Raw genomic sequence first — 26,206 nt, 5'->3', positions numbered from 1 at the left:
TGGACTTAGTTGAAAACGATTTCGTCGTTCTCAACCACGCCGGTTGCCGTGTCACCTGGCAGGAAATGCCCCGACAGGATCAGCTGCGCCAACGGGTTTTCGATCCAGCGCTGGATCGCACGTTTCAACGGACGTGCGCCATAGACCGGGTCGTAGCCCACCGCAATCAGCTTATCCATGACTTCCGGGCTCAGTTCCAGCTTCAGCTCACGCTCAGCCAGACGCGTACGCAAGCGACCCAACTGGATCTCGGTGATGCCCGCGATCTGATCCCGTGCCAGAGGCTCAAAGATCACCACTTCGTCGACCCGGTTGATGAACTCCGGCCGGAAGTGCGACGTCAGCGCGTCCATTACAGCTGCACGCTGTGCCTCACGATCACCGACCAGTTCCTGGATCTGTACAGAGCCAAGGTTGGAGGTCATCACGATCACCGTGTTGCGGAAGTCCACCGTACGGCCGTGGCTGTCGGTCAGGCGACCATCCTCAAGCACTTGCAGGAGGATGTTGAACACATCCGGGTGCGCCTTCTCGACTTCGTCCAGCAGGATCACCGAATAAGGCTTGCGACGCACAGCCTCGGTCAGGTAACCGCCCTCTTCGTAGCCGACATATCCTGGTGGCGCACCGATCAAGCGAGCCACGGAATGTTTCTCCATGAACTCGGACATGTCGATCCGCACCATCGCCTCTTCAGTATCAAAGAGGAATTCGGCCAGCGCCTTGCACAGCTCGGTTTTACCGACACCGGTCGGGCCGAGGAACATGAACGAGCCGCTTGGACGATTCGGGTCAGACAACCCGGCTCGTGACCGTCGCACGGCGTTGGCCACGGCGACCACGGCTTCTTCCTGACCAATCACACGTTTGTGCAACAGGCTTTCCATCTTCATCAACTTGTCGCGCTCGCCTTCGAGCATTTTCGACACGGGGATGCCGGTCCATTTCGACACAACCTCAGCAATCTCTTCCTCAGTCACCTTGCTGCGCAGCAACTGATTTTCGCTCTTGCCGTGCTGATCGACCATTTGCAGGCTGCGTTCCAGATCCGGGATCACCCCGTACTGCAACTCGGCCATGCGGTTCAGGTCGCCTTTACGGCGTGCCGCTTCCAGTTCCTGACGCGACTGTTCGATCTTCTGCTGAATCTGTGCAGAACCCTGCACCTCGGCTTTCTCCGAGTTCCAGATTTCTTCCAGATCGGAATACTCGCGTTCGAGGCGGACGATTTCTTCCTGAAGTTTCTCCAGACGTTTCATCGCCGCTTCGTCGCTTTCTTTCTTCAGCGCCTGCGATTCCACCTTCAACTGAATCAGGCGACGTTCCAGACGATCGAGCACTTCCGGCTTGGAATCGATTTCCATGCGGATGCGGCTCGCGGCCTCGTCGATCAAGTCGATGGCCTTGTCCGGCAACTGCCGGTCAGTGATGTAACGATGGCTGAGCTTCGCCGCCGCGATGATCGCACCGTCGGTGATCGCCACCTTGTGGTGAACCTCATAACGCTCTTTAAGGCCGCGCAGGATCGCGATGGTGTCTTCTTCGCTCGGCTCATCCACCAGGACTTTCTGGAAGCGTCGCTCGAGCGCCGCGTCCTTCTCTATATATTGGCGGTACTCGTTAAGCGTGGTCGCGCCAACGCAGTGCAACTCGCCGCGAGCCAGTGCTGGCTTGAGCATGTTGCCAGCGTCCATCGAACCTTCGCCCTTACCGGCGCCGACCATTGTGTGCAGTTCGTCGATAAACAGAATGATCTGCCCTTCCTGCTTCGACAGCTCGTTGAGCAGCGACTTCAGGCGTTCTTCGAACTCACCGCGATACTTGGCACCGGCGATCAGCGCGCCCATGTCCAGCGAGAGCAGACGTTTGCCTTTAAGGCCGTCCGGCACTTCGCCGTTGATAATGCGCTGGGCCAGACCTTCGGCAATCGCGGTTTTACCCACGCCAGGTTCACCGATCAGCACCGGGTTGTTCTTGGTGCGGCGTTGCAGAACCTGAATGGTGCGACGAATTTCGTCATCACGGCCAATCACCGGATCGAGCTTGCCGTCTTCGGCGCGCTTGGTCAGGTCGACGGTGTATTTATCCAGCGCCTGACGCGACTCCTCGTGGTTGGCGTCATTTACCGCTTCGCCGCCACGCAGGTTAGTGATCGCGTTTTCCAGAGCTTTTTTGCTCACGCCCTGGCCGAGCAACAACTTGCCGAGCTTGCTGTTCTCGTCCATTGCCGCGAGCAACACCAGTTCGCTGGAAATGAACTGGTCACCCTTCTGCTGCGCCAGACGATCAGCCTGATTGAGCAGGCGTGCCAGATCCTGCGACATGTTGACGTCGCCAGTCGGGTTCTGGATTTTCGGCAATTGGTCGAGCTCTTTGGTCAGCTCTTTGCGCAAGCTGTTGACGTCGAAGCCCACCTGCATCAGCAGAGGTTTGATCGAACCACCCTGCTGTTCAAGCATGGCTTGCATCAAGTGCGCCGGCTCAATCGCCGGATGATCGTGGCCGACTGCCAACGACTGGGCGTCGGACAAGGCCAACTGTAATTTACTGGTTAAACGGTCTATTCGCATAAGTCACCTTCCTTTTGAGCAGGCCGGACCTAAGAAACCATCCTGAATAAAGAAACCTGCCAGATACCCCTATAGATGCGGTCGATTCTGGAAGATTCAAGCGTCAGAGAGTTGATGCAGATCAGACAGTCTAGCGGGTGAGCCAAACTAAGGAGGCGAAGCGTCCGGTGCGCGAAGCACGGCGATAGGAGAAGAAGCGCGGATCGGTCACGGTGCAGAAACCGCCACCATAAATAGCTGTGACTCCACGGGCTGCCAGACGCAGGCGCGCCAGCAGATAGATGTCCGCCATGAACTTGCCGGCATTGGCGCTCGGCACGAAGGCGTTTGCCGCTTCCGGCAACTGACTTATGAAGACTTCACGAACTTCCGGGCCGACTTCAAAGGCTTTCGGGCCAATCGCCGGGCCGAGCCAGACCAAAACGTCGTTAGCCGGAATATCGAGGCTATCGAGCGTCGCTTCAAGGACACCCGCCGCCAGACCACGCCAACCGGCATGGGCCGCCGCCACGCGAGTGCCAGCGCGATCGCAGAACAATGCCGGCAAGCAATCCGCCGTCATCGCCGCGCAGGCAATACCGGGCGTTGCCGTCCAGCTCGCATCAGCGGTCGCAACAATGCCCGGATCAGCATGCGCCACGGTAATCCCGTGAACTTGCTGCAACCAGGCAGGCTGTATAGAGAAGTGTTCGGTGAGACGTCGACGGTTTTCGGCAACTGCCTCAGGACGATCATCAACGTGATCGCCCAGATTGAGGCTGTCGAACGGCGCCTCGCTGACACCGCCCTCGCGGGTGGTGACGCAGGCTTTGACGCTGGCCGGCGCGGGCCAGTCCGGCGTCAGCCAATTCATCCGATGAAGGCCTCACGATCCTGCTTGAGCAGGGTCAGCAGCCAGACGAAATCTTCTGGCAGCGGCGATTCCCAGCTCATGCGCTCACCGGTCGTCGGATGATCCAGCTCAAGGAAGCGCGCGTGCAGGGCCTGACGCGGGAAATGCTTGAGCGATTCCACCATCGTCGGGTTGGCCGCTGGCGGAATGCGGAAACGACCGCCGTACGCCGGATCGCCGACCAACGGGAAGTTGATGTGCGACATGTGCACGCGAATCTGGTGAGTACGACCGGTTTCCAGTTTCACCCGTACATGGGTGTGGGAACGGAAACGCTCCAGCACGCGGTAGTGGCTGACGGCAGGCTTGCCGCCTTCCATCACCGCCATGCGCTGGCGCTGCTGGCCGTGGCGACCGATCGGGGCGTTGATCTTGCCACCGGCCGTTACCACGCCAATCACGATGCACTCATAGATGCGGCTGACGCTGCGACTCTGCAATTGAGTAACAAGCTTTGTCTGCGCCTGAATGGTCTTGGCCACCACCATCAAACCGGTGGTGTCCTTGTCCAGACGATGCACGATACCGGCGCGCGGGACATTGATGATGTCCGGCACGTGGTGCAGCAAGGCGTTGAGCAACGTGCCATCGGCGTGACCGGCAGCCGGGTGCACCACCAGGCCCGCAGGCTTGTTGATCACCAGAATGTCGTCGTCTTCATAGACGATGTCGAGCTCGATGTCCTGGGCGATCCACTCGCCCTGGGCTTCCTGCTCGGCAGTCAGCTCAAGGATGGCACCGCCGTGCACGATGTCGCGAGGGCGGATGACCGCCCCGTCCACAGTCAGGCGACCTTCTTTGATCCAGGCGGAAAGGCGCGAGCGAGAGTGCTCAGCGAAGAGTTGGGCAGCGACTTGATCGAGGCGTTGGCCGCCCAATTCGGACGGCACCTCTGCGCGAAGTTCAATTTTATCGGACATGCTCTGACTGTGCGTCGGCACAGCTTTTGGTTTCGGCTGCGCGCTTGTGGTTAAATACGGCGTCTTTTGCCCCGAGGCTTTTCAACGGGGCGCTCATCATAACAGGACGGCCCCGCCCAAGACAGCGGCCGTCATAGGGACGCAAGCCGCCATGCAAGTGAAACACCTGCTGCTGATCGCCATCCTCGCATTGACCGCTGCTTGCTCATCGAAGGAAGTCGTAGACGAAAACCTCAGCGAAGCCGAGCTGTATCAGCAGGCTCAGACTGACCTGGACAACAATAGCTACACCAGCGCCACAGCCAAGCTGAAGGCTCTGGAGTCGCGTTATCCGTTCGGTCGCTACGCCGATCAGGCACAGCTGGAGCTGATCTACGCCAACTATAAGAACGCCGAGCCGGAAGCTGCAAAATCCGCCGCCGAGCGTTTTATTCGTTTGCATCCGCAGCACCCGAACGTGGATTACGCGTACTACTTGAAAGGTCTGACTTCTTTCGACCAGGACGTCGGCCTGCTGGCGCGCTTCCTGCCGCTGGACATGACCAAGCGTGACCCGGGCGCTGCCCGCGACTCGTACAACGAGTTCGCCCAGCTGACCAGCCGCTACCCGAACAGCCGCTACGCGCCGGACGCCAAGCAGCGCATGATTTATCTGCGCAACCTGCTGGCAGCCTACGAAATCCACGTGGCCGACTATTACCTGACCCGTCAGGCTTATGTAGCCGCTGCCAACCGTGGTCGTTACGTGGTGGAAAACTTCCAGGAAACCCCATCGGTCGGTGACGGCCTGGCGGTGATGACCGAGGCTTACCAGCGTCTGCACCTGGACGAACTGGCCAACACCAGCCTGGAAACCCTGAAGCTCAACTACCCGAACCACCCTAGCCTGCAAGACGGCCAGTTCGTGCCTTCGGTGGCTGAAGCGGACAACCGTTCGTTCCTGAGCAAGGCGACCCTCGGTCTGATCGAGTCGCGTCCACCGCTGCCGCCGGGCGAAACCCGCGCCAACCAGGACGTGCAGAAGCAGTACCAGGACGCGAAAGATGCGATCCCGAACGAGCTGAAGCCTAAAGACGAAAACGGCGACGTGATCGAAGAGCCGGAGCCAGAGTCGAGCGACACTGACCGTTCGTGGTTCAGCTACATGACCTTCGGCGTGTTCGACTGATCACACCGGATGGACAAAAAAAGGGAGATCTCAGGATCTCCCTTTTTTATTGCCGCGCGTTAATAGGCTGTGCGCTTGTCGGGAGCTTGGCTAAACTGCCGGATCATTAGTCGGAAAGCCGCTCATCATGCTTCGTATATTGTTCTGGATCGTCCTGATTTTCGCCGCTGTCTGGCTGTGGCGTAAATTCAAGGCGCCCGCCGCCAATCAATCCAATCGCGCCCCTCGCGAACAGGACGCCGCGCCGATGGTGCGTTGCGCCCACTGCGGCGTGCACCTGCCGCGCGACCGTGCATTGAGCGTTCAACAACAGTGGTATTGCAGCCAGGCTCACCTTGAGCAAGGCCCGGGCCCCCGTGATCGCTGAGGCCAACGCCGACAGCAAACAGGCTCAGCGCCTGCTGCGCCTTTATCACCTCTACCGTTTAAGCGTCGGCATCATGCTGGTGCTGCTGATCTCCAGCAATATGGACAACCGCCTGCTGACGTCGATCGACGACGATTTGCTGCGCAGCGGCAGTTGGCTGTACCTGGTGCTGAATATCCTGCTGGTGGTGTTCCTAGAGAGCACCCGGCGCCCGGCGCAGTTGTTCAGCCTGGCGCTGGTCGACGTGTTGCTGCTGTGCGGTTTGTTCTACGCCGCCGGCGGGGTTGCCAGCGCCATCGGCAACTTGCTGATCGTTTCCGTGGCGATCTGCAACACCTTGCTGCGCCGGCGCATCGGTTTGCTGATCGCTGCCATAGGCGCGCTCGGCATCGTCGGCTCAAGCTTCTTGCTGAGTTTCAGCCATCCCCTCACGGCCAACGATTATCTGCAGGCCGGCACCCTCGGCGCACTGTGCTTTGCCGCCGCTTTGCTGGTGCAAGGGTTGATTCGTCGGCTTGAAGTCAGCGAGACCCTGGCCGAACAACGCGCCAGTGAAGTCGTCGGGCTTGAGGCGCTCAATGCGCTGATCCTGCAACGCATGCGCACCGGCATTCTGGTACTCGACGAGCAACGCCGCGTGCAACTGGCCAATCACAGCGCGCAGACCTTGCTGGCGCGCACACACCTTCAGGGCCATTTGATCGACGACTATTCGCCCGCCCTCGTCGATCGCCTGCAACTGTGGCTGAACAACCCGACCTTGCGCCCACAAAGCCTGAAGATTCCCGGCAACGGTCTGGAATTGCAGCCGAGCTTTATCGCCCTCGAACAAAGCCCGAATCAGCAAACGCTGGTGTTTCTCGAAGACCTCGCGCAAATCGCTCAACAAGCGCAGCAACTCAAACTCGCTGCGCTTGGACGACTGACCGCCGGCATCTCCCACGAAATCCGCAATCCATTGGGCGCCATCAGCCATGCCGCGCAGCTATTGGGTGAATCCGAGGAACTCGATGGCGCCGACCGGCGTCTGACGCAGATCATTCAAGATCACTCCAAACGCATGAATCGAGTCATCGAAAACGTCCTGCAACTGTCCCGCCGCCAGCAAAGCGCACCGCAACGGCTGGATCTCAAGCCGTGGCTGGAAAACTTCGTCAACGAAAGCCGCGAGCAGGCCAATGAACAGCAACAGATTCATCTGCGGATCAATTCAGGGGATTTCACCACGCTGATGGATCCTGCGCAGCTCACGCAAATTCTCGACAATCTGCTGCGTAATGGCTGGCGCCACAGCGCCCTGCTGCACGAGCAGGCCGAGGTCTGGCTGGCGTTGTTTGTCGACAACGAAAGCCAACTGGCAGTGCTAGAAGTGCAGGACAACGGCCCCGGCGTGCCCGTCGATGAGCAGGCGCATCTGTTCGAACCGTTCTTCACCACCAGCAGCCAGGGCACCGGTCTTGGGCTTTATCTGTCCCGTGAGCTGTGCGAAAGCAACCAAGCGCGCCTAGACTTCAAACCACGCCAAGGCGGCGGCTGCTTTCGCATCACTTTTGCTCACGGACGGAAACAAAGTTGAACACGAGCCCACGGCAAAAAATCCTCATCGTCGACGACGAACCGGATATCCGCGAACTCCTGGAAATCACCCTGGGACGGATGAAACTCGACACCTTCAGCGCCCGCAATCTGGCTGAAGCCCAAGCGCTGTTACAGCGCGAGCAATTCGATCTGTGTCTGACCGACATGCGCCTGCCCGACGGCACGGGGCTCGATCTGGTGCAGCACATTCAACAACGTTATCCACAACTGCCGGTGGCGATGATCACCGCTTACGGCAGCCTCGAAACGGCGATCAATGCGCTGAAGGCCGGGGCGTTCGACTTCCTCACCAAACCGGTGGATCTCACCCGCTTGCGCGAACTGGTCGCCACCGCGCTGCGCATGCCGGTGGCGGGCGCCGTGTGCACGTCGATTGATCGACGTTTGCTCGGTGACTCCCTGCCGATGCGTAGCTTGCGCAAGCAAATCGACAAACTCGCCCGCAGTCAGGCGCCGGTGTACATCAGCGGTGAGTCCGGCAGCGGTAAAGAACTGGTCGCACGACTGATCCACGAACAAGGGCCACGCGCGAGTCAGCCGTTTGTACCGGTGAACTGCGGGGCGATTCCGTCGGAACTGATGGAAAGCGAGTTTTTCGGCCATCGCAAAGGCAGTTTTACTGGCGCAGTTGAAGACAAGCCGGGACTGTTTCAGGCGGCGAATGGCGGCACCTTGTTTCTTGATGAAGTGGCGGACTTGCCGCTGTCGATGCAGGTGAAACTGCTGCGCGCCATTCAGGAAAAAGCCGTGCGTAGCGTCGGTGGGCAGCAGGAAACCGTGGTCGATGTGCGGATTCTTTGCGCGACGCACAAGGATCTTGATGCGGAAGTGGCTGCCGAGCGGTTTCGGCAGGATCTGTATTACCGGCTCAACGTGATCGAATTGCGTGTGCCGTCCCTGCGTGAACGGCGCGATGACATTGAAGTGTTGGCGGCGCACATGCTCAAGCGTCTGGCCAAGGACACCGGGCAACCGGCGGCACGCTTGCATGCGCAGGCGCTGGAAGCGCTGAAAAATTACCGCTTTCCGGGGAATGTGCGCGAGCTGGAAAACGTGCTCGAACGCGCGCACACCTTGTGCGAGAACCGCACGATCGAGGCTGGGGATTTACGCCTGAGCGAGGGTAATTGCGCGGCGGAAGGCGGGATTGCGGATCTGACGCAGATCGACAATCTTGAAGATTATCTGGAGAACGTTGAGCGGAAGCTGATTTTGCAGGCGCTGGAGGAAACGCGCTGGAATCGCACGGCGGCGGCGCAGCGCTTGAGTCTTTCGTTTCGGTCGATGCGGTACAGACTGAAAAAACTCGGTCTGGATTAGATCGCAAAAGATCGCAGCCTTCGGCAGCTCCTACAGGAAACCCATTCCAAGGTAGGAGCTGCCGAAGGCTGCGATCTTTTGATCTTGCTTTAAATGCGGCCCGCAGGCGCATAAGGCGCCGGATCAATAATCGGCGCACGACCCAACATCACATCCGCAAACAACTGACACGACGCCGGTGCCAGCACCAATCCGTTACGGTAATGCCCGCAGTTCAGCCACAAGCCTTCATACCCCGGCACCCGGCCAATGTACGGAATCCCTTCCGGCGAACCCGGACGCAACCCCGCCCAATGCCCGACCACTTCAGCATCCGCCAACGCCGGAATCAGCTCGACCGCTGAAGCCTTGAGGCTCTCCAACGCCACATCGGTCGGCGTTTTGTCGTAGCCTTCATGCTCCAGCGTGCTGCCAATCAGAATATGCCCGTCACGCCGCGGAATCGCGTACCGCCCCTTCGCCAGCACCATGCTCGGCAAGAAATCCGCCGCGCACTTGTAGAGAATCATCTGCCCTTTCACCGGTTCGACCGGCAGTGTCAGATCCAGCGTCTTGAGCAGATCACCGCTCCATGCACCCGCCGTCAGCACGACCTGATCGCCCTTGATCACGCCGCCGGAGGTTTCGACGCCGATGACCTGCCCACCTTCACGAACAAACCCGCTGACTTCGCACTGCTCATGAATCGTCACGTTCGGCATCGCTTGCAGCGCCGCTTTCAACGACTTCACCAGGCGCGGATTACGTACGTTGGCAACGTCAGCCATGTAGATCGCCCGCGCGAACCCACCGCCGAGTACCGGCACCGCATCGTGCGCCGCCGAGATATCCACAGCCCGCAGCGGACGGTTCTCGCGTTGAGCCCAAGCGAGCGCTTCGGCTTCATCGTCCAGATCCAGCCAGTACAGGCCGGTGGTGTGGACTTCAGGATCAACCCCGGTATCAGCAAACAGACGCTCGCCAAGCTGTGGATAAAAATCCTGCGACCAGTGCGCCAGTGCGGTGACTGCCGGGCTGTAGCGCCACGGGTACAACGGCGAAACGATACCGCCGCCCGCCCAGGACGATTCCTGGCCGAGGTTCGAACGATCGAGCAGCACCACGCTGCGCACTTCGGAGGCGAGGTTGTAGGCGGTCAGCAGGCCAATCACCCCGCCACCGACTATCACCACTTGCTGTTGCCTGGTCATGTTTGATCCAACCGTAAAAAAGACAGTGGGCGCAAAAGGCGCCCGAAAGAAAGCGCCTCAGCGGCCCCAGCAATCCTTGGTGGTCAGCCCGGTGGTCGCGTTGTTCATGCTTCTGACACCGGTGTTGGTCAGGGTGAAATCCCCGCACTTGTCGGTGGCCATGGTCGTACCGGTTTTACGCGTCGCGGTCAGCAGGAAAGTCTGGTCAGCGATGGTCGGGGTGATGGTGTAGAAATCATTGCCCGTGCTTAGCCCGGTGATGCCGGTGTAGACATTGTTCTTGGTGTAGAAGCGCTCGAGGGACTGCGCCTGCTCCGAGAGCAATGACACCACTTCGGCGCGGCGGCCCTTTTTCAGGTACTCGGTGTAGCTCGGTGCGGCGATGGTGATGACGATCCCGATAATCGCAATCACGATCATGATTTCGATCAGGGTGAATCCGCGGTTGGATCTGCGCATGCCTCAAACTCTCACTTACTGTATTTGTCGCCACATGATACGACGGCTGCCGCCGCCGGGTTTTTCCACCAGTGTGGTAATGCCGCCACTGGAGTCGTTCACGATCTTGCGGGTTGCGCCGTTGACGATGGCGTTCAGGGTCGGAATACCGCCGGTGAGCACCACGCCACTGGAAATTGTGTCGTTGCTGTCGACCACGCCATCGGCGTTGGTATCGAGCACCGCGTAGTTGAGCATCTTACCGCTGAACGCATCGAGTTCGACCAGTTTGCCGGTGCCGAAACTGGAGCAGGGATCAGTGGTATCGACGCTGGCGGTGGTAAAAATGATTCGCCCCAGCACCAGACTGGCCTGATTGATCACCCGCTCGCCGGTCAGCGCGTTGTTATACACCAAGGGCAAATACCAGCCCTTCTCCGCCGGGTACGTCGTGTCATTCTGCGAGGTGCTCACGAATTGCCCGGTACTGCCCGAGAACACACCCGTGACTGCCTGCGCCTGCAAACTGCTGACGGTCAATTGTCCGGAACCGCCATCGGCATCCCACACCGAGTAGAACGCTTGCAAATCCTTGTTGGTTTTGTCGGCCGTTTCGTTGAATTTTCCGGTGCCGAAGAAAATCTGTTTGCCGCCGACTGAGTTGTCCGCCAGTAGCGGTTGCGCGGTAATCGGCTGAGTCGCGCCGCCAGCCGTGGTGAATAGCGGTTTACCGGAAAACGCCACGCCCCAACTGTCGGTCGACGTCGCACTCAGGTCGAATTTCCACAGGCGCCCTTTCAAGTCACCGCCGTACGCGGCCTGCACGACATTGGAAGAGTTGACCTTGAGCTTAACCGAGGACAAACCGTTGGTGGTTTCCGTGCTGTCGATGACGATCTTCTTGATCAGCGAGCCGTCGCGTACATCCAGCACATACAACGCGGCCACGCCAGAATTGCTGCCGTAACCGTTGGAAATAAACGCCGCCCAGCGACCGTCGGCCAAGCGTGCCACTTCTGGTCGGGCGTAGGCGTAACCCAGATCATTAAAAGCGTTGGCGCTGTTGGCGGTGGTCGGCGCACTGACTTCCCACAAGGCCTTGATCACATTGCCCGCCGATGCATCAAACAACTGCAGCCCGTAGAACGTTTTACCTCCGGCACCCGTGCCACCAATGGCCAGGGTTTTCCAGGCCGTGCCGGACTGCGCGTCGAACACTCCGACTTGCCCGTCGACGAGAAACTTGTGGCTGACGCCATTGATGTAGGTCGGATCAGCAATCAGCCGTAGCGACGGCAACACACTGGACGGCATGTAGGCGTAGCGCCGGGTGCCATTGGCCGAGTTGATGATGTTGACGAATCCGTCGTTGGCATTCACCACCAGATTGGCGTTCATGTTCGCGGCTTTGGTCGTCAGATAAGCGCTATAAGTGCTATCGCCGGACAAGTCAGCAGCGGTCTTGTCCGTGGGAGCCGCCAGCACCAATGGCGAATTGATGATGTCGCCGAGCAATACGCTGCGTACCTTGAGCCCGGTTTTGTTGGTGCCTTTGCTCCACTCCACCAGATCATTGCCGGTGATTCCAGTGGGCAGACTTTGACTGAGCGTGGTTTGTTGCGCTGGGGAAAAGTTGCCGTAAGCCAGCGTCACGGCGGCGTTGCTCGTGGTGTTCCAGGATTGGTAAGTCGGCGCAGTCGCTCCGGGCACTATGGTCGTATCAGTCGTCCAAAGCGTGGTCGACGTATTCACCGCCCCGGAAGACGTGAAGCCGAAAGACTTGATGGTGCCGCGCCAATCCTTGGGGTCGTAACTGGTCTGGAAATAGCTGGTGCCGCTCGCCAGCGTGGTGCCGCTGGCGACGCCGCTGCCGCCGGAGCCCGCCTTGGAAGTGATATCACTCAACGCCGACGACAGTGCCGCATTCAGCCCCGTGCTGTCCGTCGCCTGATAATACTTGCCCTGCCCATAACTGGCCGCATCCGACAACATGTCGTTGGCCGCTGTGAAACCGACTGTGTAGGTGTTCATGTTCTGCTTGGGAAAATCCACCGCGTTCCAGCTCTTGCCCGCCGCGTCGGTGCCGGTCGAACGCATGTCGATGTCGAAGGCGAATTTGGCGATGTCGTCCAGATACAGCGTGTCGCCCTCACCGTCACCATTGAGATTGTTGCCGTCATTATTGACGCCATCCCAGTTCGGTAGACGACTGCCGCCCAGCGGATCGTTGGTCGGGAAAGTTCGGTCGAAGGTGGGTAAGCCGTCAGTGATCACCACGCCGTAGTTTTTCTGGCAGCGATACTGGATCGGGCTGGTGTAGGTCGTTGGCGTGCTGTTGTAGTACGGCGCCATGCCGCGCATGTAGCGGGTGATCTCGTAATAGGTTTCCGCCAACGGCGTGTTGGCCACGGCGCTCAAAGCGTTGATCGATGAGATCAGCGCGTTGTAGTTGGTATCCGCCTGGGCCTGCGTCACGCTGCCGGAGACCGGGGCCAGATCGCTGATCGAACGCGCGATGTATCCGCCATTGCCGGAGTTGTTGCTGGTGGCCGGATTGAAGGTCGACAGACCCATTCGCAAGGTGCGGTTGCTGGTCACCAGTGCCGTCGATACGTTGCGTGCCACGTTGATCCGGTAATCGTTGGGAATCGCCCCGGTGGTGAAATCGCGGGTGCCGTTGTTGATGGCCAGACTGACCACGTAAGAAATGTAATCGCCCGAATAACGCGTGTTGCCGCTGCCCACGGGATCCGGCAGTTTCAGGCACAACGGCGCGATGCTGTTGTTGTAGAACGCATAGGCGCCACCGGAACAGCCGGAAGTCGGCAGGCTCGACAGAAAGATCGTGTCACCGGTGATCGCTGTCGAACTCAGACACAAGCCGAGCAAGGCGTTGCACTGCCGCGCCGGCGTGGGGTTGTCAGCGGGGTTGAAACCGGACGCATAGATGATGCTGTTCATGCTCCCCGAATCATCGATCAACAGCATCACATTTGGCGGAACCGCGGCTGCACTTAACAACGGCGAGTCCGATGGCGTGAACGCATACGCCGGTGCCGTCAGATAAAAGCTCAGCAACAGACCGAGCAGCAGCGATCCATAGCGCTCAATACTTCGCATAAACACTCTCCACCACGCTGCGCGAAGTGCCGGCGATGCCGACGGCGGTCACTCGATACAACGTTGCCGAGGTATTGCTCGGCACATTCACCGCCGTGAGTGTGGTGCCAATGTTTTGCACACCATAGAAACCATTACCGGTCGCGATCCACGTCACCCCCGAGGTGGAATTGAGCCCTGCCGCACTGACCACCGAAGATTCCGCCGGCGGCGCACATTGCGTCGTGCCGCTGCACACCGCCAAGGTGTAAGTATCGAGCTGCACCGCGCTTTCGCCCACCCGCAACGCCGCTTCCGCAGTCTGGAACGACTGATTACGCAAACTCACACTACCGGCCATTTTTTCCTGCAGGTTGGCGCTCTGCATCGACGACAAACCAATCAGCGTCAGTAACAACAAAAACACCAGACTGACCAGCAACGCCATGCCGAGCTGGGCCTTCCTGTTGTGAAGAGAAATCCGCATCACCCTGGCCCTCACTGCAAGCGGTTGCGCAAAGCGGCAACCACGTTGAAGGTTTGTGGGGCGACCCGGCTGTTGGGGTCGAGCAGGGTCAGGCTCAGGCGCACACTGCGGATGCGTGCCGGATCGCTGGGGTTGGCGCTGTAAGTTGAAGCGGCCACATCGGTCGCAGAACTCGCCAGGCCGAAGGTAACGGTGAAAGCACTGACGTTGTTCACCAGCACCTGCTGGGTCGGCGTGCCGCTGCCGGTGCCCATGAGTATCTGGTTGTTGCTGAAGCTGTAGATCAATCGGCGAATCGGAAAGGCAATCTGCCCGGTCGCCGCCGTTCGTAAACCGGTATACGCCGTGGCGCTGTTGCGGCAATCGGAGAGCACCGTCCAGGTCGGCGTGCCACCACCGCTGCCGATATCGGCGGTCACCAGCGTCAGTTTGAGGTTGGCGTTATCCCAGCCGATCGGAGCGATCTGCGCGGCATTGAAATCCCCGGCCGTGCTCGAATCGGTAATCGTGCCGAGGCAACCGAACATGCCGACCATGCGGATTTCCTGAATCATTTTGCTCAGCACAAAACGCGCGTCCTCCTGCATCGCGGCGGCGCTGTTCTGACTGACATAGGTATTTTTCGCCGCGATGAAAATCTGCACGACACCCAGCACGATGATCAGACCCAGCGCGAGAGCCACGAGCAATTCGATCAGGCCGAAACCCCGATTATCGCGCCTCATGGCGTGGCCACCGGATCGACCGCCGCACGGCTGCTGAGGACGAAACTGCGCGGCGCGCTGGCGGTGTTGGCGGCCCGTGCGTCACTCCAGTTGATGGTGATGGTGTACACCCGCTGATTGAGGGTGATGCTGCCGGTAGCGGTGGGCCCGCCGAAAGCAATGATGTTGGTGGTGAAATCGTAGAGATCCTGATCGCGAGCGACGCTGAGATTGCCCGAGGTCGGCGGCGTCACGGTGTAGTCGGCGCCGGAGTTGGCGCGAATGCGATCCATCATGTCGTAGGCGATAAAACTGGCCTGACTGGTCATCCGCGAGCTGTCGGTGTACTTCAGCGCATTCAGTTGCACCGCCGCCGCGCCCAATAACCCGACGGTCAGAATCAGCAACGCGACCAGCACTTCGATCAGCGTCATGCCCTCCTGTGCGTGTTGACTCCCTGCCCTCATCCGCAAATTCCACCCAATTGAATTCGTCCGTTCAAACACACGTTCAGCGTCCTGCTTTGCGTGCCCAGCGTGTAACTGATGACCACCGCCGTGGACGGTGCGGCCAGACCGCCGAGATTGTTGAAATCCAGCGCGGTCACTCCAGAGGGTAGCGCCAGAGTGGCGCCGCTGCTCATCGCTGGAACAACCCGCAATACATTCGCCGGCGTGCCAGTACTGTCGTAAACCGCCAATTCGCCCGTCCAGACGCTGCCGCCGGCGCTCGGGCGCAAGCGAGTGGTCACGCCACGATCAATCGCTTCAAGCCGGGCAAAATTGATTGCCCGTTGCAGATCGCCCATTTCGGTATCGGCCTTGCTGCTCTGGATCGACTTGGTGAACGCCGGCACGGCAAGGGTGATCAGAACAACGAAGATCGCCATCGCCACCAGCAACTCGATCAGCGTGAAACCTTTTGTACGAAGATCCATCGATGCCCTCCGTTGCCGTCGGCTATACCTGCTTCTACACGCTAGAACATTCAACCGACCCGCGTCGGTTGATTTGCCCTGCGCGGCGTAAGGATCGCGCCGCTCATCACACTCCACGGAGGGAGTTTTCATGACGCAACATGGTTTCAGCCTGATAGAACTGCTTATGGGACTGGCGATCGGCGCAATTGTTCTGCTGTTGGTCAATCCGGCGTTCGCAACGCTGCGCGAATCGAACCAGCGGGATCTGGCCGCGCAGTCGCTGCTCGACGGTATTCGCAACGCACGCAGCCTGGCCATCACGCGCAATCAGAGCGTGGTGATTCATGGCATCAACGGTGACTGGAGTCAGGGCTGGCGGATCATTGTGGATATCAGCGGCAAAGGATCTGCGGACAGCAGCAATCCCTTGTTGGCAGAACGTGCGAGTGACGCAAAGGTGCCGATTGTCGGTAATCGATCAGTGAGTCGATACGTGCGCTTCAGCAGTCTGGGACAACCGCTGATGCCCGGGCGGGCGTTTCAGGCAGGGACATTACATATTTGCTCGACTCACGAGCCGGTCAGCCAGCGCCAGGTGGTGCTGGCGGCGACCGGTCGCGTGCGCCTGAGCAGCAAAAGCGCTGAACAGGCGTTGTGTCAGAAAGCCAAAAACGTCAGATCGAACGAACGCGCAACTCTTTCGGCATCGAGAACGTGATGTTCTCTTCGCGCCCGGCCAGCTCATCGGCGCCGGTCGCACCCCAGGCTTGCAGTTGCTGAATCACGCCACGCACCAGCACTTCCGGTGCGGAGGCGCCAGCGGTGATGCCGATACGCTCGACACCGTCGAACCAGCTCTTTTGCAGGTCTTCGGCGCCGTCGATCAGGTAGGCCGGGGTAGCCATGCGCTCGGCCAGTTCGCGCAAGCGGTTGGAGTTGGAGCTGTTCGGGCTGCCGACCACCAACACCACATCGCATTCGTCGGCCAGTTGCTTGACCGCGTCCTGACGGTTTTGCGTGGCGTAACAGATGTCGTCCTTGCGCGGGCCGCCGATAGCCGGGAAGCGTGTGCGCAAGGCATCAATGACGCGACTGGTGTCGTCCATCGATAGCGTGGTCTGGGTGACGAAAGCCAGTTTTTCCGGGTTGTGAACCTGCAATTCGGCGACGTCTTTTTCGTCTTCAACGAGGTAGATCGCGCCGCCATTGCTGGCGTCGTACTGGCCCATTGTGCCTTCGACTTCCGGGTGACCGGCGTGGCCGATCAGGATGCACTCACGACCATCGCGGCTGTATTTCGCGACTTCGATGTGCACCTTGGTCACCAGCGGACACGTGGCGTCGAAGACTTTCAGACCACGGCCAGCGGCTTCGGTACGCACGGCCTGGGAAACGCCGTGGGCACTGAAAATGACGATGACGTCGTCCGGCACCTGATCCAGTTCTTCGACGAAAATCGCGCCACGACTGCGCAGGTCTTCAACGACGAACTTGTTGTGCACCACTTCATGGCGCACGTAGATCGGTGGCCCGAAGACTTCCAGGGCGCGGTTGACGATTTCGATCGCCCGGTCCACACCGGCGCAGAAGCCACGGGGATTGGCGAGTTTGATTTGCATGCTGTGCCTCGTGTCTTGCGCGCGAAAACAATGAAAAACCATTGTAGGGATCAGCTCTCTGTGGCGAGGGGATTTATCCCCGTTCGGCTGCGTAGCAGTCGTCGACCTTTCAGCGCATTCATTCAGAATTGCGGTGCCTGGTTCGGGGGCGCTTCGCACCCCAACGGGGATAAATCCCCTCGCCACAAAGGCTCACTCCTACATTTTTATAGCGCTTTAACGGAAATGATTTCCACGTCAAAGGTCAGCGTTTTGCCTGCCAGCGGGTGGTTGAAGTCGATGGTCACTTGCGTGTCGTCGAATTCTTTCACCACGCCCGGCAGCTCAGTATTGGCCGCGTCGTTGAATATCACCAGCAAACCCGGCGACAGCTCCATGTCGACGAACTGCGAGCGCGGGATGATCTGCACGTTCTGCGGGTTCGGCTGGCCGAAAGCATTTTCCGGCTCAACAGTCAGCGTGCGCTTGTCACCGGCCTTGAAGCCGGACAACGCCGCTTCGAAACCCGGCAGCAGGTTGCCGTCGCCGACCTTGAAGGTCGCCGGGGCTTTGTCGAACGTGCTGTCGACGGTGTCGCCGTTCTCCAGGCGCAATGCAAAGTGCAAAGTGACTTCCGTGTTCTGGCCGATGCGTTGCTCAGCCAATACCTGTTCAGTCATGAACGGCCTCTTCGGTTTTCTTGGTTTTGAACATGTCCAGTGCCAGCATTATCGCGCCAACGGTAATCGCGCTGTCGGCGAAGTTGAACGCCGGGAAGTACCAGCGGTTCTGCCAGTGCACCAGAATGAAATCGATCACATGCCCCAAGGCAATGCGGTCGTACAGATTGCCCAGCGCGCCACCCAGCACCAGCGCCAAAGCGACGGCCAGCCAGGTTTCATTGCGGCCCAAGCGCTTGAGCCAGACAACCAGCACGGCACTGACCACAATGGCGATCAGGGCAAACAGCCAGCGCTGCCATCCGGAGCTGTCAGCGAGGAAGCTGAAGGCAGCGCCGGTGTTGTACGCCAGCGTCCAGCTGAAGTAATCAGGAATGATCACGATCTGCTGGAACATTTCGAGCTTGCCTTCGAAGTAAAACTTGCTGGCCTGGTCAATGACCAGAACCAGCAAACTCAACCAGAGCCAGCTCAACCGTCCGAAACGGCCAACGGCATTAGGCATAGTGACGAACCTCGCCAGCGCCGCTGATGTTGTCGACGCAACGACCGCAGATTTCCGGATGCTCCGGGTTCACACCAACGTCTTCACGGCAGTGCCAGCAACGGGCGCACTTCGGGAAGGCCGATTTGACGATCTTCAGCTTAAGGCCGCTGACTTCAGTCACGACCGCGTCTTCAGGTGCGCTGACAAAAGGCGCAACGCTGGCCGTCGAAGTGATCAGGACAAAGCGCAGTTCGTTGCTCAGCTTGGCCAGATCGGCGCTCAGGGCGTCTTCGGCGTACAGCGTCACTTCGGCTTGCAGGTTGCCACCGACGGCTTTGGCCGCGCGCTGGATTTCCATTTCTTTGTTGACCGCTACTTTGACCGCCATTACGCGCTCCCAGTAGTCGCGGCCCAGTTCAACGTCAGCTGGCAGTTCGGTCAGGCCTTCGTACCAGGTGTTGAGCATGACCGATTCGTTACGCTCGCCCGGCAGGTATTCCCACAGTTCGTCGGCGGTAAAAGCGAGGATCGGCGCGATCCAGCGCACCAGCGCTTCGGAGATGTGGAACAGCGCGGTTTGCGCCGAACGGCGAGCCTTGCTGTTGGCGCCAGTGGTGTACTGACGGTCCTTGATGATGTCGAGGTAGAAACCGCCCAGCTCCTGCACGCAGAAGTTGTGGATCTTCGAGTAGACGTTCCAGAAACGGTATTCGCCGTAATGCTCTTGCAGCTCGCGTTGCAGCAGCAAGGTGCGGTCGACCGCCCAACGATCCAGCGCGAGCATTTCTTCAGCCGGCAGGATGTCGGTGGCCGGGTTGAAACCGCTCAGGTTCGAGAGCAGGAAGCGCGCGGTGTTACGGATACGACGATAGGCGTCCGCGCTGCGCTGCAGGATCTGGTCGGAAACCGCCATCTCGCCGGAGTAGTCAGTCGAAGCCACCCACAGACGCATGATGTCGGCGCCCAGGGTGTCGTTGACTTTCTGCGGCGCAATCACGTTGCCCAGCGATTTGGACATCTTGCGGCCGGCTTCGTCGACGGTAAAACCGTGAGTCAGCAGTTCGCGGTACGGCGCGTGATTGTCGATGGCGCAACCGGTCAGCAGCGACGAGTGGAACCAGCCACGGTGTTGGTCGGAACCTTCCAGGTACAGATCGGCGCGCGGGCCGGTCTCGTGACCCATCGGGTGCGAACCGCGCAGGACGTGCCAGTGCGTGGTGCCCGAATCGAACCAGACGTCGAGGGTGTCGCTGATCTTGTCGTACAGCGGCGCTTCGTCGCCGAGCAACTCGGCAGCGTCCATCTTGAACCAGGCTTCGATGCCTTCGACTTCAACGCGTTTGGCGACTTCTTCCATCAGCTCGACGGTACGTGGGTGCAGTTCGCCGCTTTCCTTGTTCAGGAAGAACGGGATCGGCACGCCCCAGTTACGTTGACGCGAGATGCACCAGTCAGGACGGTTGGCGATCATCGAGTGCAGACGCGCCTGGCCCCAGGCCGGGACGAACTTGGTGTTTTCGATGGCTTTGAGCGAACGTACACGCAGGGTGTCGCCGCTGGTTGGCTCTTTGTCCATGCCGATGAACCACTGCGCGGTGGCGCGGTAGATCAGCGGAGTCTTGTGGCGCCAGCAGTGCATGTAGCTGTGTTCGATGACGGTGGTGTGCATCAGCGCACCGACTTCGGTCAGCTTGTCGACGATGGCCGGGTTGGCCTTCCAGATGAACTGGCCGCCGAAGAATTCCAGCGACGGCACGTAAACGCCGTTGCTTTGTACTGGATTGAGGATGTCGTCGTTGACCATGCCGTATTTTTTGCAGGTCACGAAGTCGTCCACGCCGTAGGCCGGAGCGGAGTGAACCACGCCGGTGCCAGCGCCCAGTTCAACGTAGTCAGCCAGGTACACCGGCGACAGACGGTCGTAGAACGGGTGACGGAAGTTGATCAGCTCCAGCTCTTTACCGGTGGTGGTCGCGATGACCGAACCTTCGATGCCGTAGCGCGCCAGGCAGGCTTCAACCAGCTCTTCAGCCAGCACCAGCAGCTTGTCGCCGACATCCACCAGTGCGTAGTTGAATTCCGAGTGAACGTTCAGTGCCTGGTTGGCCGGGATGGTCCACGGGGTGGTGGTCCAGATCACGATCGAGGCAGGTTTGCTCAACGATGGCAGACCGAACGCGGCAGCCAGTTTGGCTTCGTCAGCGATCGGGAACGCAACGTCGATGGTCGAGGACTTTTTGTTCTCGTACTCAACTTCCGCTTCAGCCAGGGCCGAACCGCAGTCGAAGCACCAGTTCACCGGCTTGAGGCCCTTGAACACGAAACCGCCCTTGACGATTTCAGCGAGGGCGCGGATTTCACCGGCCTCGTTCTTGAAATCCATGGTCTTGTACGGGTTGGCCCAGTCGCCCAGCACGCCGAGACGGATGAATTCGGACTTCTGCCCTTCGATCTGCTCGGTGGCGTAGGCACGGCACAGTTCGCGGGTCTTGTCCGCGCCCAGATTTTTGCCGTGGGTCACTTCAACCTTGTGCTCGATCGGCAGGCCATGGCAGTCCCAACCCGGAACATACGGCGCGTCGAAGCCCGACAGGGTCTTCGAGCGGATGATCATGTCCTTGAGAATCTTGTTCAGTGCGTGACCGATGTGGATCGTGCCGTTGGCATACGGAGGGCCGTCATGCAGAACGAACTTCGGACGATCCTTGCCAATCTCGCGCAACTTTCCGTACAGGCCAATACTGTCCCAGCGCTGCAGAATCTGCGGTTCGCGCTGTGGCAGGCCGGCCTTCATTGGGAAGGCGGTGTCCGGAAGGTTAAGCGTGGCTTTATAGTCGGTCATTTAAGGCTCTTCATTAGCGATGGGCGCTAGGTGCGGCTAGTGCACGGGCGGTGGCGACATCCGCATTGATCGCCGTTTTCAATGCCTCCAGGGAGGCGAAGCGCTGCTCTTCACGCAGCTTTTGGTGGAAAACCACCGTCAAACGCCGGTCATACAGATCGCCGGCAAAATCTAAAAGATGGACTTCAAGGTGGGCCTTGCCATCACCTTGTACCGTAGGCCGCACGCCGATATTGGCGACGCCTGGCCAGGTCTTGCCGTCGATATCGACATCCACCAGATAGACCCCGGTGAACGGCACGCGACGACGCTTGAGTTGAATGTTGGCAGTGGGCGTGCCCAATTGCCGGGCCAGTTTCTGGCCATGCAGCACGCGACCGGCGATCCGGTACGGGCGACCGAGCAAACGTTCGGCCAAGGCAAAATCGGCGGCGGCCAAGGCATTGCGCACTTGCGTGCTGCTGACGCGAATGCCGTCCAGCTCGACGGTTTGCGCCGCTTCGACGGTAAAACCGTGAACCTGCCCGGCCTGCATCAGGAAATCGAAATCACCGAGGCGGTCGCAGCCAAAGCGGAAATCGTCACCGACTTCCAGATGCTGCACGCCGAGGCCATCCACAAGGATGGTGTCGACGAACTCACTGGCGCTGAGTTTGCTCAAGCGCTGGTTGAACGCCAGACACAACACCCGGTCGACGCCTTCGGCGGCCAACAGTTGCAGCTTGTCGCGCAACCGGGCCAGACGTGCCGGCGCGGTCTCGGGGGCAAAGAATTCCCGTGGCTGCGGCTCGAAAATCACCACGCAGCTGGGTACGCCCAACTCGAGCGCACGCTCACGCAGTCGGGCCAGGATAGCCTGGTGACCACGGTGAACACCGTCAAAGTTGCCAATAGTGGCGACGCAGCCCCGATGCTGGGGGCGCAAGTTGTGGAGGCCTCGAACCAGCTGCATAACGCGCTTCTTGCTCATAAAGTGGTCGATTATAACCACACCCGACGGCCGACGACAGGCAACACCGTAACGCAAAGTGAACGAGCCGACAAAACTGCCGGCCCGCGCCCATCCATAAAGAGAAAAACCTTAGCTCAAGGCCTTGCGATTGAAGTCGCGCAGGCGGAAACCGAGCAGCAGCAACATACCGAAATAGGACACCACGCCAGCCGCGACCAAGGCGCCCAGACGCAGGAAGCGCTCAAGCATGTGCCCTTGATCCCATGGCGGCATGAAATGCATGCCGATCAACAGCACCACGGACATCACCGCCACCGCGACCACCAGTTTGAAAGCGAACTTGGCCCAACCCGGCTGCGGCTGGTACATCTGCTGCTTGCGCAGTTGATAGAACAGCAGTCCGGCGTTGAGGCAGGCACCGGCACTGATCGCCAAGGCCAGACCGGCGTGAGCCAGGGGGCCGATCAGCACCAAGTTGAACAACTGAGTAACCACCAGCGTGAAGATTGCGATTTTCACCGGGGTGCGGATGTTCTGTTGCGCATAAAAGCCCGGCGCCAGCACTTTGATCACGATAATCCCGAGCAGGCCGACAGAATAAGCAATCAGCGCACGTTGAGTCATTTCTGCGTCGAAGCCACTGAACTGACCGTACTGGAACAGCGACACGGTCAGCGGCTCGGCGAGAATCCCCAACGCCAGCGAGCACGGCAGCACCAGCACAAAACACAGACGCAGGCCCCAATCGAGGATCCGCGAATACTCGTGGCGATCCTTGCTCGCATAGGTTTTTGCCAATGTCGGCAGCAAAATCGTGCCCAACGCCACGCCAAGCACACCGGATGGCAACTCCATCAAACGGTCGGCGTAGTACATCCACGACACCGAACCTGCGACCAGAAACGAGGCGAAGATAGTGTTGATGATCAGCGAAATCTGGCTGACCGAGACACCGAGGATCGCCGGCAGCATCTGCTTCATCACGCGCCACACGCCGGTATCGCGCAGGTTCAGACGCGGCAGCACCAGCATGCCGATCTTTTTCAGGTGCGGCAGTTGATAGAGCAGCTGCGCCAGACCACCAACCAATACCGCCCAGCCAAGGGCCATGACCGGCGGATCGAAGTACGGCGTGAGGAACAGCGAGAACACGATCATGCTGACGTTAAGCAAGGTCGGCACAAATGCGGGCACCGAGAAACGGTTCCAGGTATTGAGGATCGCGCCGGCCAGCGATGACAGCGAGATCAGCAATATATAAGGGAACGTCACCCGCAACAGATCAGAGGTGAGCTGGAATTTTTCCGGCGTATCGGTGAAACCGGGCGCCGTGGCCCAAATCACCCAAGGCGCCGCGATCATGCCCAGCGCGGTGACGATCGCCAGTACCAGCGTCAGCAGGCCCGATACGTAGGCAATGAAGGTACGGGTCGCCTCTTCGCCCTGCTGACTTTTGTATTCGGCCAGAATTGGCACGAATGCCTGGGAGAAAGCGCCCTCGGCAAAAATTCTTCGCAGCAGATTGGGCAGTTTGAAGGCGATAAAGAAGGCGTCTGTCGCCATCCCGGCGCCGAATGTGCGGGCGATAAGCGTGTCACGAACAAAACCCAGAATCCGGGAAAGCATCGTGATAGAGCTGACGGCGGCCAACGATTTGAGCAGATTCATTGAGGGAATTTGTGCCTGTCGATAAACAGCAGGCGAATTAAGCGCCTACTTATGCGATACTCCGCGCCGCAGCAGCACAGAGCCAAAGCTCGCGAGTTTACAGGTCAAGCGCCGGAAATAAATATCCCGCCTCTTTATACCTACCACTTAGCGGAACGATTCAAGTGCCCTTGACAAGACTTCTCTTCATCGGCATGATTCGCGGCCTATTTTGTTTGCTATTTCCTAAAAAGTCTTTCGAGGAGCTCGACGGTGGCCAACTCACCTTCCGCCAAAAAACGTGCAAAACAGGCTGAGAAGCGTCGCAGCCACAACGCCAGCCTGCGTTCCATGGTTCGCACCTACATCAAGAATGTAGTTAAAGCCATTGACGCAAAAGACGCTGAAAAAGCTCAAGCTGCATACGTTCTGGCTGTGCCAGTTATCGACCGTATGGCCGATAAAGGCATCATCCACAAGAACAAGGCTGCTCGTCATAAGAGCCGTCTGAATGGCCACGTTAAAGCGCTGAAAGAAGCCGCTTAATCGACGTAGTCATTAAAAAACCGACCTTAGGGTCGGTTTTTTATTGCCTGTGATTTAACAAATCCAGCGCAAAAAAAAGTGGGAGCGGGCTTGCTCGCGAATGCGATCGGTCAGTGGATATTCCTATCGACTGACACGACCTCTTCGCGAGCAAGCCCGCTCCCACATTTGTATCTGCGGAGTTATTGCTGGACGGGCACCCATGGCAGGATCGGGATCGCCGTCACGGCATTCTGTGGACTGCCTTCGATCAAGCGATCGCTATAGACCAGGTACACCAGCGTATTGCGTTTCTTGTCGAGGAAACGCACCACCTGCATGGTCTTGAACACCAGCGACGTGCGCTCCTTGAACACCTCATCGCCATCCTTCAGATCGCCATTGAACTTGATCGGCCCCACCTGACGACAGGCGATCGACGCTTCTGCGCGATCTTCAGCCAGACCCAAACCACCCTTCACCCCGCCAGTCTTGGCGCGCGACAGGTAGCAGGTCACGCCTTCGACCTTCGGATCATCAAACGCTTCGACCACGATCCGGTCGTTCGGGCCGACGAATTTGAACACTGTCGACACCTGACCGATTTCCTCGGCCGAGGCCAGCAATGGCATCGCCATCAGTAGGCCCAACAATCCTTTTGCTAAACGCATCGAGTTTTCCTTACACCAGGATCAGGTTGTCACGGTGAACCAGTTCTGGCTCCGCCATGTAACCGAGCAAACCGACAATCGCATCCGACGACTGACCGATGATTTTTTGTGCTTCCAGCGCGCTGTAGTTGGCCAGGCCACGAGCGATCTCACGACCGTCCGGCGCCACGCACACCACCATCTCACCGCGACGGAAGCTACCCTGCACCAGTTTCACGCCGACCGGCAGCAGGCTTTTGTTGCCTTTGGACAGCGCCGACACCGCGCCATCGTCCAACACCAGGGTACCGCGCGTTTGCAGATGGCCGGCCAGCCACTGTTTACGCGCCGCGAGCATGCCGCGCTCAGGCGACAGCAAGGTGCCGATGCGCTCGCCCGCTTTCAGGCGATCAAGCACGCGCTCGAGACGCCCGCCAACGATGATGGTGTGCGCACCGGAACGCGCCGCCAGACGCGCCGCGCGCAGCTTGGTCTGCATGCCGCCACGCCCCAACGCACCGCCGGTACCACCGGCAACCGCGTCGAGACTCGGATCATCGGCGCGCGCTTCGTAGATCAACTGCGCATCCGGATTGTTGCGCGGATCGGCGTCGAACATGCCGTCGCGGTCGGTAAGGATCACCAGCAGATCCGCTTCGACCAGGTTGGCCACCAGCGCCGCCAGCGTGTCGTTGTCGCCAAAACGGATCTCGTCAGTCACCACGGTGTCGTTTTCGTTGATGACCGGAATGACTTTCAGCTCGACCAGCGCGCGCAAGGTGCTACGGGCATTGAGGTAGCGCTTGCGGTCGGACAAGTCGTCGTGAGTCAGGAGAATTTGCGCCGTGTGCCGGCCATGCTCGGCGAAGCTTGATTCCCACGCCTGCACCAAACCCATCTGACCGATAGCGGCGGCCGCCTGGAGCTCGTGCATCGCGCTGGGTCGCGCGGTCCAGCCCAAACGGCTCATACCGGCCGCCACTGCCCCGGAGGACACCAGCACCAGCTCGACGCCCGCTTCATGCAGCGCCACCATTTGCTCGACCCAGACACTCATTGCCGCGCGATCCAGCCCTTTGCCATCTGCTGTCAGCAAAGCGCTGCCGATCTTCACGACCCAACGCTGCGCACCTGTCACCTTGCTCCGCATCA

General features: G+C 59.4%; 24 protein-coding genes. 6 read left to right on the top strand and 18 right to left on the bottom strand.

Annotation, left to right across the window (positions count from 1 at the left end; genetic code table 11):
- Positions 1-5: 5 nt before the first annotated feature.
- The 3 genes from clpB to rluD all read right to left on the bottom strand — a co-directional run bounded on the left by clpB (position 6) and on the right by rluD (position 4,382).
- Complete coding sequence (clpB, locus tag KFS80_RS21325; RefSeq protein WP_212545810.1) at positions 6-2,570, bottom strand: ATP-dependent chaperone ClpB; 2,565 nt, start codon at positions 2,568-2,570, stop codon at positions 6-8.
- 130 nt (positions 2,571-2,700) lie between these two features.
- Complete coding sequence (pgeF, locus tag KFS80_RS21320; protein WP_212545809.1) at positions 2,701-3,423, bottom strand: peptidoglycan editing factor PgeF; 723 nt, start codon at positions 3,421-3,423, stop codon at positions 2,701-2,703.
- Positions 3,420-4,382, bottom strand: coding sequence for a 23S rRNA pseudouridine(1911/1915/1917) synthase RluD (gene rluD, locus KFS80_RS21315; protein ID WP_034153865.1), 963 nt, complete (start codon positions 4,380-4,382; stop codon positions 3,420-3,422). Before rluD ends, pgeF begins: the two co-directional genes overlap by 4 nt.
- Positions 4,383-4,533: 151 nt before the next feature.
- Between rluD and KFS80_RS21310 the strand changes: the two genes are divergently transcribed.
- The 4 genes from KFS80_RS21310 to KFS80_RS21295 all read left to right on the top strand — a co-directional run bounded on the left by KFS80_RS21310 (position 4,534) and on the right by KFS80_RS21295 (position 8,836).
- Positions 4,534-5,550 (top strand): outer membrane protein assembly factor BamD, encoded by a 1,017-nt coding sequence (locus tag KFS80_RS21310; RefSeq protein WP_053123943.1) that lies wholly within the window; start codon positions 4,534-4,536, stop codon positions 5,548-5,550.
- A 127-nt stretch (positions 5,551-5,677) separates the two neighbouring features.
- On the top strand, positions 5,678-5,917 hold the full coding sequence (locus KFS80_RS21305) for a PP0621 family protein (protein ID WP_212545808.1): 240 nt from the start codon (positions 5,678-5,680) through the stop codon (positions 5,915-5,917).
- A complete protein-coding gene (locus KFS80_RS21300; RefSeq protein WP_212545807.1) occupies positions 5,907-7,493 on the top strand; it encodes a sensor histidine kinase in 1,587 nt (528 codons plus the stop codon). Before KFS80_RS21305 ends, KFS80_RS21300 begins: the two co-directional genes overlap by 11 nt.
- On the top strand, positions 7,490-8,836 hold the full coding sequence (locus tag KFS80_RS21295; RefSeq protein ID WP_053123950.1) for a sigma-54-dependent transcriptional regulator: 1,347 nt from the start codon (positions 7,490-7,492) through the stop codon (positions 8,834-8,836). Before KFS80_RS21300 ends, KFS80_RS21295 begins: the two co-directional genes overlap by 4 nt.
- A gap of 89 nt (positions 8,837-8,925) precedes the next feature.
- Here the strand turns inward: KFS80_RS21295 and thiO are convergent, their stop codons facing one another.
- From thiO to KFS80_RS21260, 7 genes are read right to left on the bottom strand one after another with little or no spacing between them, the layout of a single operon-like run.
- Positions 8,926-10,026, bottom strand: a complete 1,101-nt coding sequence (gene thiO / locus KFS80_RS21290; RefSeq protein ID WP_212545806.1) for a glycine oxidase ThiO — start codon at positions 10,024-10,026, stop codon at positions 8,926-8,928.
- A 57-nt stretch (positions 10,027-10,083) separates the two neighbouring features.
- Positions 10,084-10,485 carry a type IV pilin protein gene (locus KFS80_RS21285; RefSeq protein ID WP_159815269.1) on the bottom strand — a complete coding sequence of 134 codons (402 nt, stop codon included), beginning with the start codon at positions 10,483-10,485 and terminating at the stop codon, positions 10,084-10,086.
- A 15-nt stretch (positions 10,486-10,500) separates the two neighbouring features.
- Positions 10,501-13,584, bottom strand: a complete 3,084-nt coding sequence (locus KFS80_RS21280; RefSeq protein WP_212545805.1) for a pilus assembly protein — start codon at positions 13,582-13,584, stop codon at positions 10,501-10,503.
- Positions 13,571-14,050, bottom strand: a complete 480-nt coding sequence (locus tag KFS80_RS21275) for a pilus assembly PilX family protein (protein WP_212545804.1) — start codon at positions 14,048-14,050, stop codon at positions 13,571-13,573. The genes KFS80_RS21280 and KFS80_RS21275 overlap by 14 nt, the downstream gene beginning before the upstream one ends.
- A gap of 11 nt (positions 14,051-14,061) precedes the next feature.
- Positions 14,062-14,775 carry a PilW family protein gene (locus tag KFS80_RS21270; protein WP_053123958.1) on the bottom strand — a complete coding sequence of 238 codons (714 nt, stop codon included), beginning with the start codon at positions 14,773-14,775 and terminating at the stop codon, positions 14,062-14,064.
- Entirely contained in the window at positions 14,772-15,221 is a 450-nt protein-coding gene (pilV, locus tag KFS80_RS21265; RefSeq protein ID WP_053123960.1) for a type IV pilus modification protein PilV, read from the bottom strand. The genes KFS80_RS21270 and pilV overlap by 4 nt, the downstream gene beginning before the upstream one ends.
- Complete coding sequence (locus tag KFS80_RS21260; protein WP_212545803.1) at positions 15,218-15,691, bottom strand: GspH/FimT family pseudopilin; 474 nt, start codon at positions 15,689-15,691, stop codon at positions 15,218-15,220. The genes pilV and KFS80_RS21260 overlap by 4 nt, the downstream gene beginning before the upstream one ends.
- A 130-nt stretch (positions 15,692-15,821) precedes the next feature.
- Here KFS80_RS21260 and KFS80_RS21255 point away from each other — a divergent pair, with 130 nt between their 5' ends.
- On the top strand, positions 15,822-16,391 hold the full coding sequence (locus KFS80_RS21255) for a GspH/FimT family pseudopilin (RefSeq protein WP_212545802.1): 570 nt from the start codon (positions 15,822-15,824) through the stop codon (positions 16,389-16,391).
- Here the strand turns inward: KFS80_RS21255 and ispH are convergent.
- The 6 genes from ispH to murJ form a co-directional block, all read right to left on the bottom strand.
- Complete coding sequence (gene ispH, locus KFS80_RS21250) at positions 16,348-17,292, bottom strand: 4-hydroxy-3-methylbut-2-enyl diphosphate reductase (RefSeq protein WP_038361699.1); 945 nt, start codon at positions 17,290-17,292, stop codon at positions 16,348-16,350. The two genes, KFS80_RS21255 and ispH, sit on opposite strands and share 44 nt — an antisense overlap.
- A gap of 206 nt (positions 17,293-17,498) precedes the next feature.
- On the bottom strand, positions 17,499-17,936 hold the full coding sequence (fkpB, locus tag KFS80_RS21245; protein ID WP_212545837.1) for an FKBP-type peptidyl-prolyl cis-trans isomerase: 438 nt from the start codon (positions 17,934-17,936) through the stop codon (positions 17,499-17,501).
- Positions 17,937-17,943: 7 nt separating this feature from the next.
- Positions 17,944-18,456, bottom strand: a complete 513-nt coding sequence (lspA, locus tag KFS80_RS21240) for a signal peptidase II (RefSeq protein WP_122592781.1) — start codon at positions 18,454-18,456, stop codon at positions 17,944-17,946.
- A complete protein-coding gene (gene ileS, locus KFS80_RS21235; RefSeq protein WP_212545801.1) occupies positions 18,449-21,280 on the bottom strand; it encodes an isoleucine--tRNA ligase in 2,832 nt (943 codons plus the stop codon). Before ileS ends, lspA begins: the two co-directional genes overlap by 8 nt.
- A gap of 13 nt (positions 21,281-21,293) precedes the next feature.
- Positions 21,294-22,232: a bifunctional riboflavin kinase/FAD synthetase gene (gene ribF / locus KFS80_RS21230; protein WP_038361708.1), complete on the bottom strand. Its 939-nt coding sequence runs from the start codon at positions 22,230-22,232 to the stop codon at positions 21,294-21,296.
- Between the two features lie 129 nt (positions 22,233-22,361).
- Positions 22,362-23,900 carry a murein biosynthesis integral membrane protein MurJ gene (gene murJ / locus KFS80_RS21225; protein WP_008078545.1) on the bottom strand — a complete coding sequence of 513 codons (1,539 nt, stop codon included), beginning with the start codon at positions 23,898-23,900 and terminating at the stop codon, positions 22,362-22,364.
- 252 nt (positions 23,901-24,152) lie between these two features.
- Here murJ and rpsT point away from each other — a divergent pair, with 252 nt between their 5' ends.
- Entirely contained in the window at positions 24,153-24,425 is a 273-nt protein-coding gene (gene rpsT / locus KFS80_RS21220) for a 30S ribosomal protein S20 (protein WP_003228351.1), read from the top strand.
- Positions 24,426-24,607: 182 nt separating this feature from the next.
- On the opposite strand, the gene KFS80_RS21215 is transcribed toward rpsT, so the two are convergent.
- Positions 24,608-25,075, bottom strand: coding sequence for a CreA family protein (locus KFS80_RS21215; protein WP_053123976.1), 468 nt, complete (start codon positions 25,073-25,075; stop codon positions 24,608-24,610).
- A gap of 10 nt (positions 25,076-25,085) precedes the next feature.
- Positions 25,086-26,204 (bottom strand): glutamate 5-kinase, encoded by a 1,119-nt coding sequence (gene proB / locus KFS80_RS21210; protein ID WP_053123978.1) that lies wholly within the window; start codon positions 26,202-26,204, stop codon positions 25,086-25,088.
- Between the last annotated feature and the right edge of the window lie 2 nt (positions 26,205-26,206).

Origin of the sequence: Pseudomonas rustica, from assembly GCF_018336155.1 — a bacterium.
GTDB lineage: Bacteria > Pseudomonadota > Gammaproteobacteria > Pseudomonadales > Pseudomonadaceae > Aquipseudomonas > Aquipseudomonas rustica.
The sequence above is the reverse complement of the archived record's forward strand: the minus strand, read 5'-3'. Positions and strand labels throughout refer to the sequence as shown.

Excerpts from the sequence above, each read along its gene's own strand:
- KFS80_RS21305 (WP_212545808.1), top strand. The coding sequence starts at position 5,678 with ATGCTTCGTATATTGTTCTGGATCGTCCTGATTTTCGCCGCTGTCTGG.
- murJ (WP_008078545.1), bottom strand. The coding sequence starts at position 23,900 with ATGAATCTGCTCAAATCGTTGGCCGCCGTCAGCTCTATCACGATGCTT.
- pilV (WP_053123960.1), bottom strand. The coding sequence starts at position 15,221 with ATGAGGGCAGGGAGTCAACACGCACAGGAGGGCATGACGCTGATCGAA.
- KFS80_RS21310 (WP_053123943.1), top strand. The coding sequence starts at position 4,534 with ATGCAAGTGAAACACCTGCTGCTGATCGCCATCCTCGCATTGACCGCT.
- KFS80_RS21285 (WP_159815269.1), bottom strand. The coding sequence starts at position 10,485 with ATGCGCAGATCCAACCGCGGATTCACCCTGATCGAAATCATGATCGTG.
- KFS80_RS21280 (WP_212545805.1), bottom strand. The coding sequence starts at position 13,584 with ATGCGAAGTATTGAGCGCTATGGATCGCTGCTGCTCGGTCTGTTGCTG.
- KFS80_RS21255 (WP_212545802.1), top strand. The coding sequence starts at position 15,822 with ATGACGCAACATGGTTTCAGCCTGATAGAACTGCTTATGGGACTGGCG.
- ispH (WP_038361699.1), bottom strand. The coding sequence starts at position 17,292 with ATGCAAATCAAACTCGCCAATCCCCGTGGCTTCTGCGCCGGTGTGGAC.
- KFS80_RS21270 (WP_053123958.1), bottom strand. The coding sequence starts at position 14,775 with ATGAGGCGCGATAATCGGGGTTTCGGCCTGATCGAATTGCTCGTGGCT.
- KFS80_RS21215 (WP_053123976.1), bottom strand. The coding sequence starts at position 25,075 with ATGCGTTTAGCAAAAGGATTGTTGGGCCTACTGATGGCGATGCCATTG.
- ribF (WP_038361708.1), bottom strand. The coding sequence starts at position 22,232 with ATGCAGCTGGTTCGAGGCCTCCACAACTTGCGCCCCCAGCATCGGGGC.
- proB (WP_053123978.1), bottom strand. The coding sequence starts at position 26,204 with ATGCGGAGCAAGGTGACAGGTGCGCAGCGTTGGGTCGTGAAGATCGGC.
- clpB (WP_212545810.1), bottom strand. The coding sequence starts at position 2,570 with ATGCGAATAGACCGTTTAACCAGTAAATTACAGTTGGCCTTGTCCGAC.
- pgeF (WP_212545809.1), bottom strand. The coding sequence starts at position 3,423 with ATGAATTGGCTGACGCCGGACTGGCCCGCGCCGGCCAGCGTCAAAGCC.
- lspA (WP_122592781.1), bottom strand. The coding sequence starts at position 18,456 with ATGCCTAATGCCGTTGGCCGTTTCGGACGGTTGAGCTGGCTCTGGTTG.
- rluD (WP_034153865.1), bottom strand. The coding sequence starts at position 4,382 with ATGTCCGATAAAATTGAACTTCGCGCAGAGGTGCCGTCCGAATTGGGC.
- KFS80_RS21275 (WP_212545804.1), bottom strand. The coding sequence starts at position 14,050 with ATGCGGATTTCTCTTCACAACAGGAAGGCCCAGCTCGGCATGGCGTTG.
- ileS (WP_212545801.1), bottom strand. The coding sequence starts at position 21,280 with ATGACCGACTATAAAGCCACGCTTAACCTTCCGGACACCGCCTTCCCA.
- thiO (WP_212545806.1), bottom strand. The coding sequence starts at position 10,026 with ATGACCAGGCAACAGCAAGTGGTGATAGTCGGTGGCGGGGTGATTGGC.
- KFS80_RS21260 (WP_212545803.1), bottom strand. The coding sequence starts at position 15,691 with ATGGATCTTCGTACAAAAGGTTTCACGCTGATCGAGTTGCTGGTGGCG.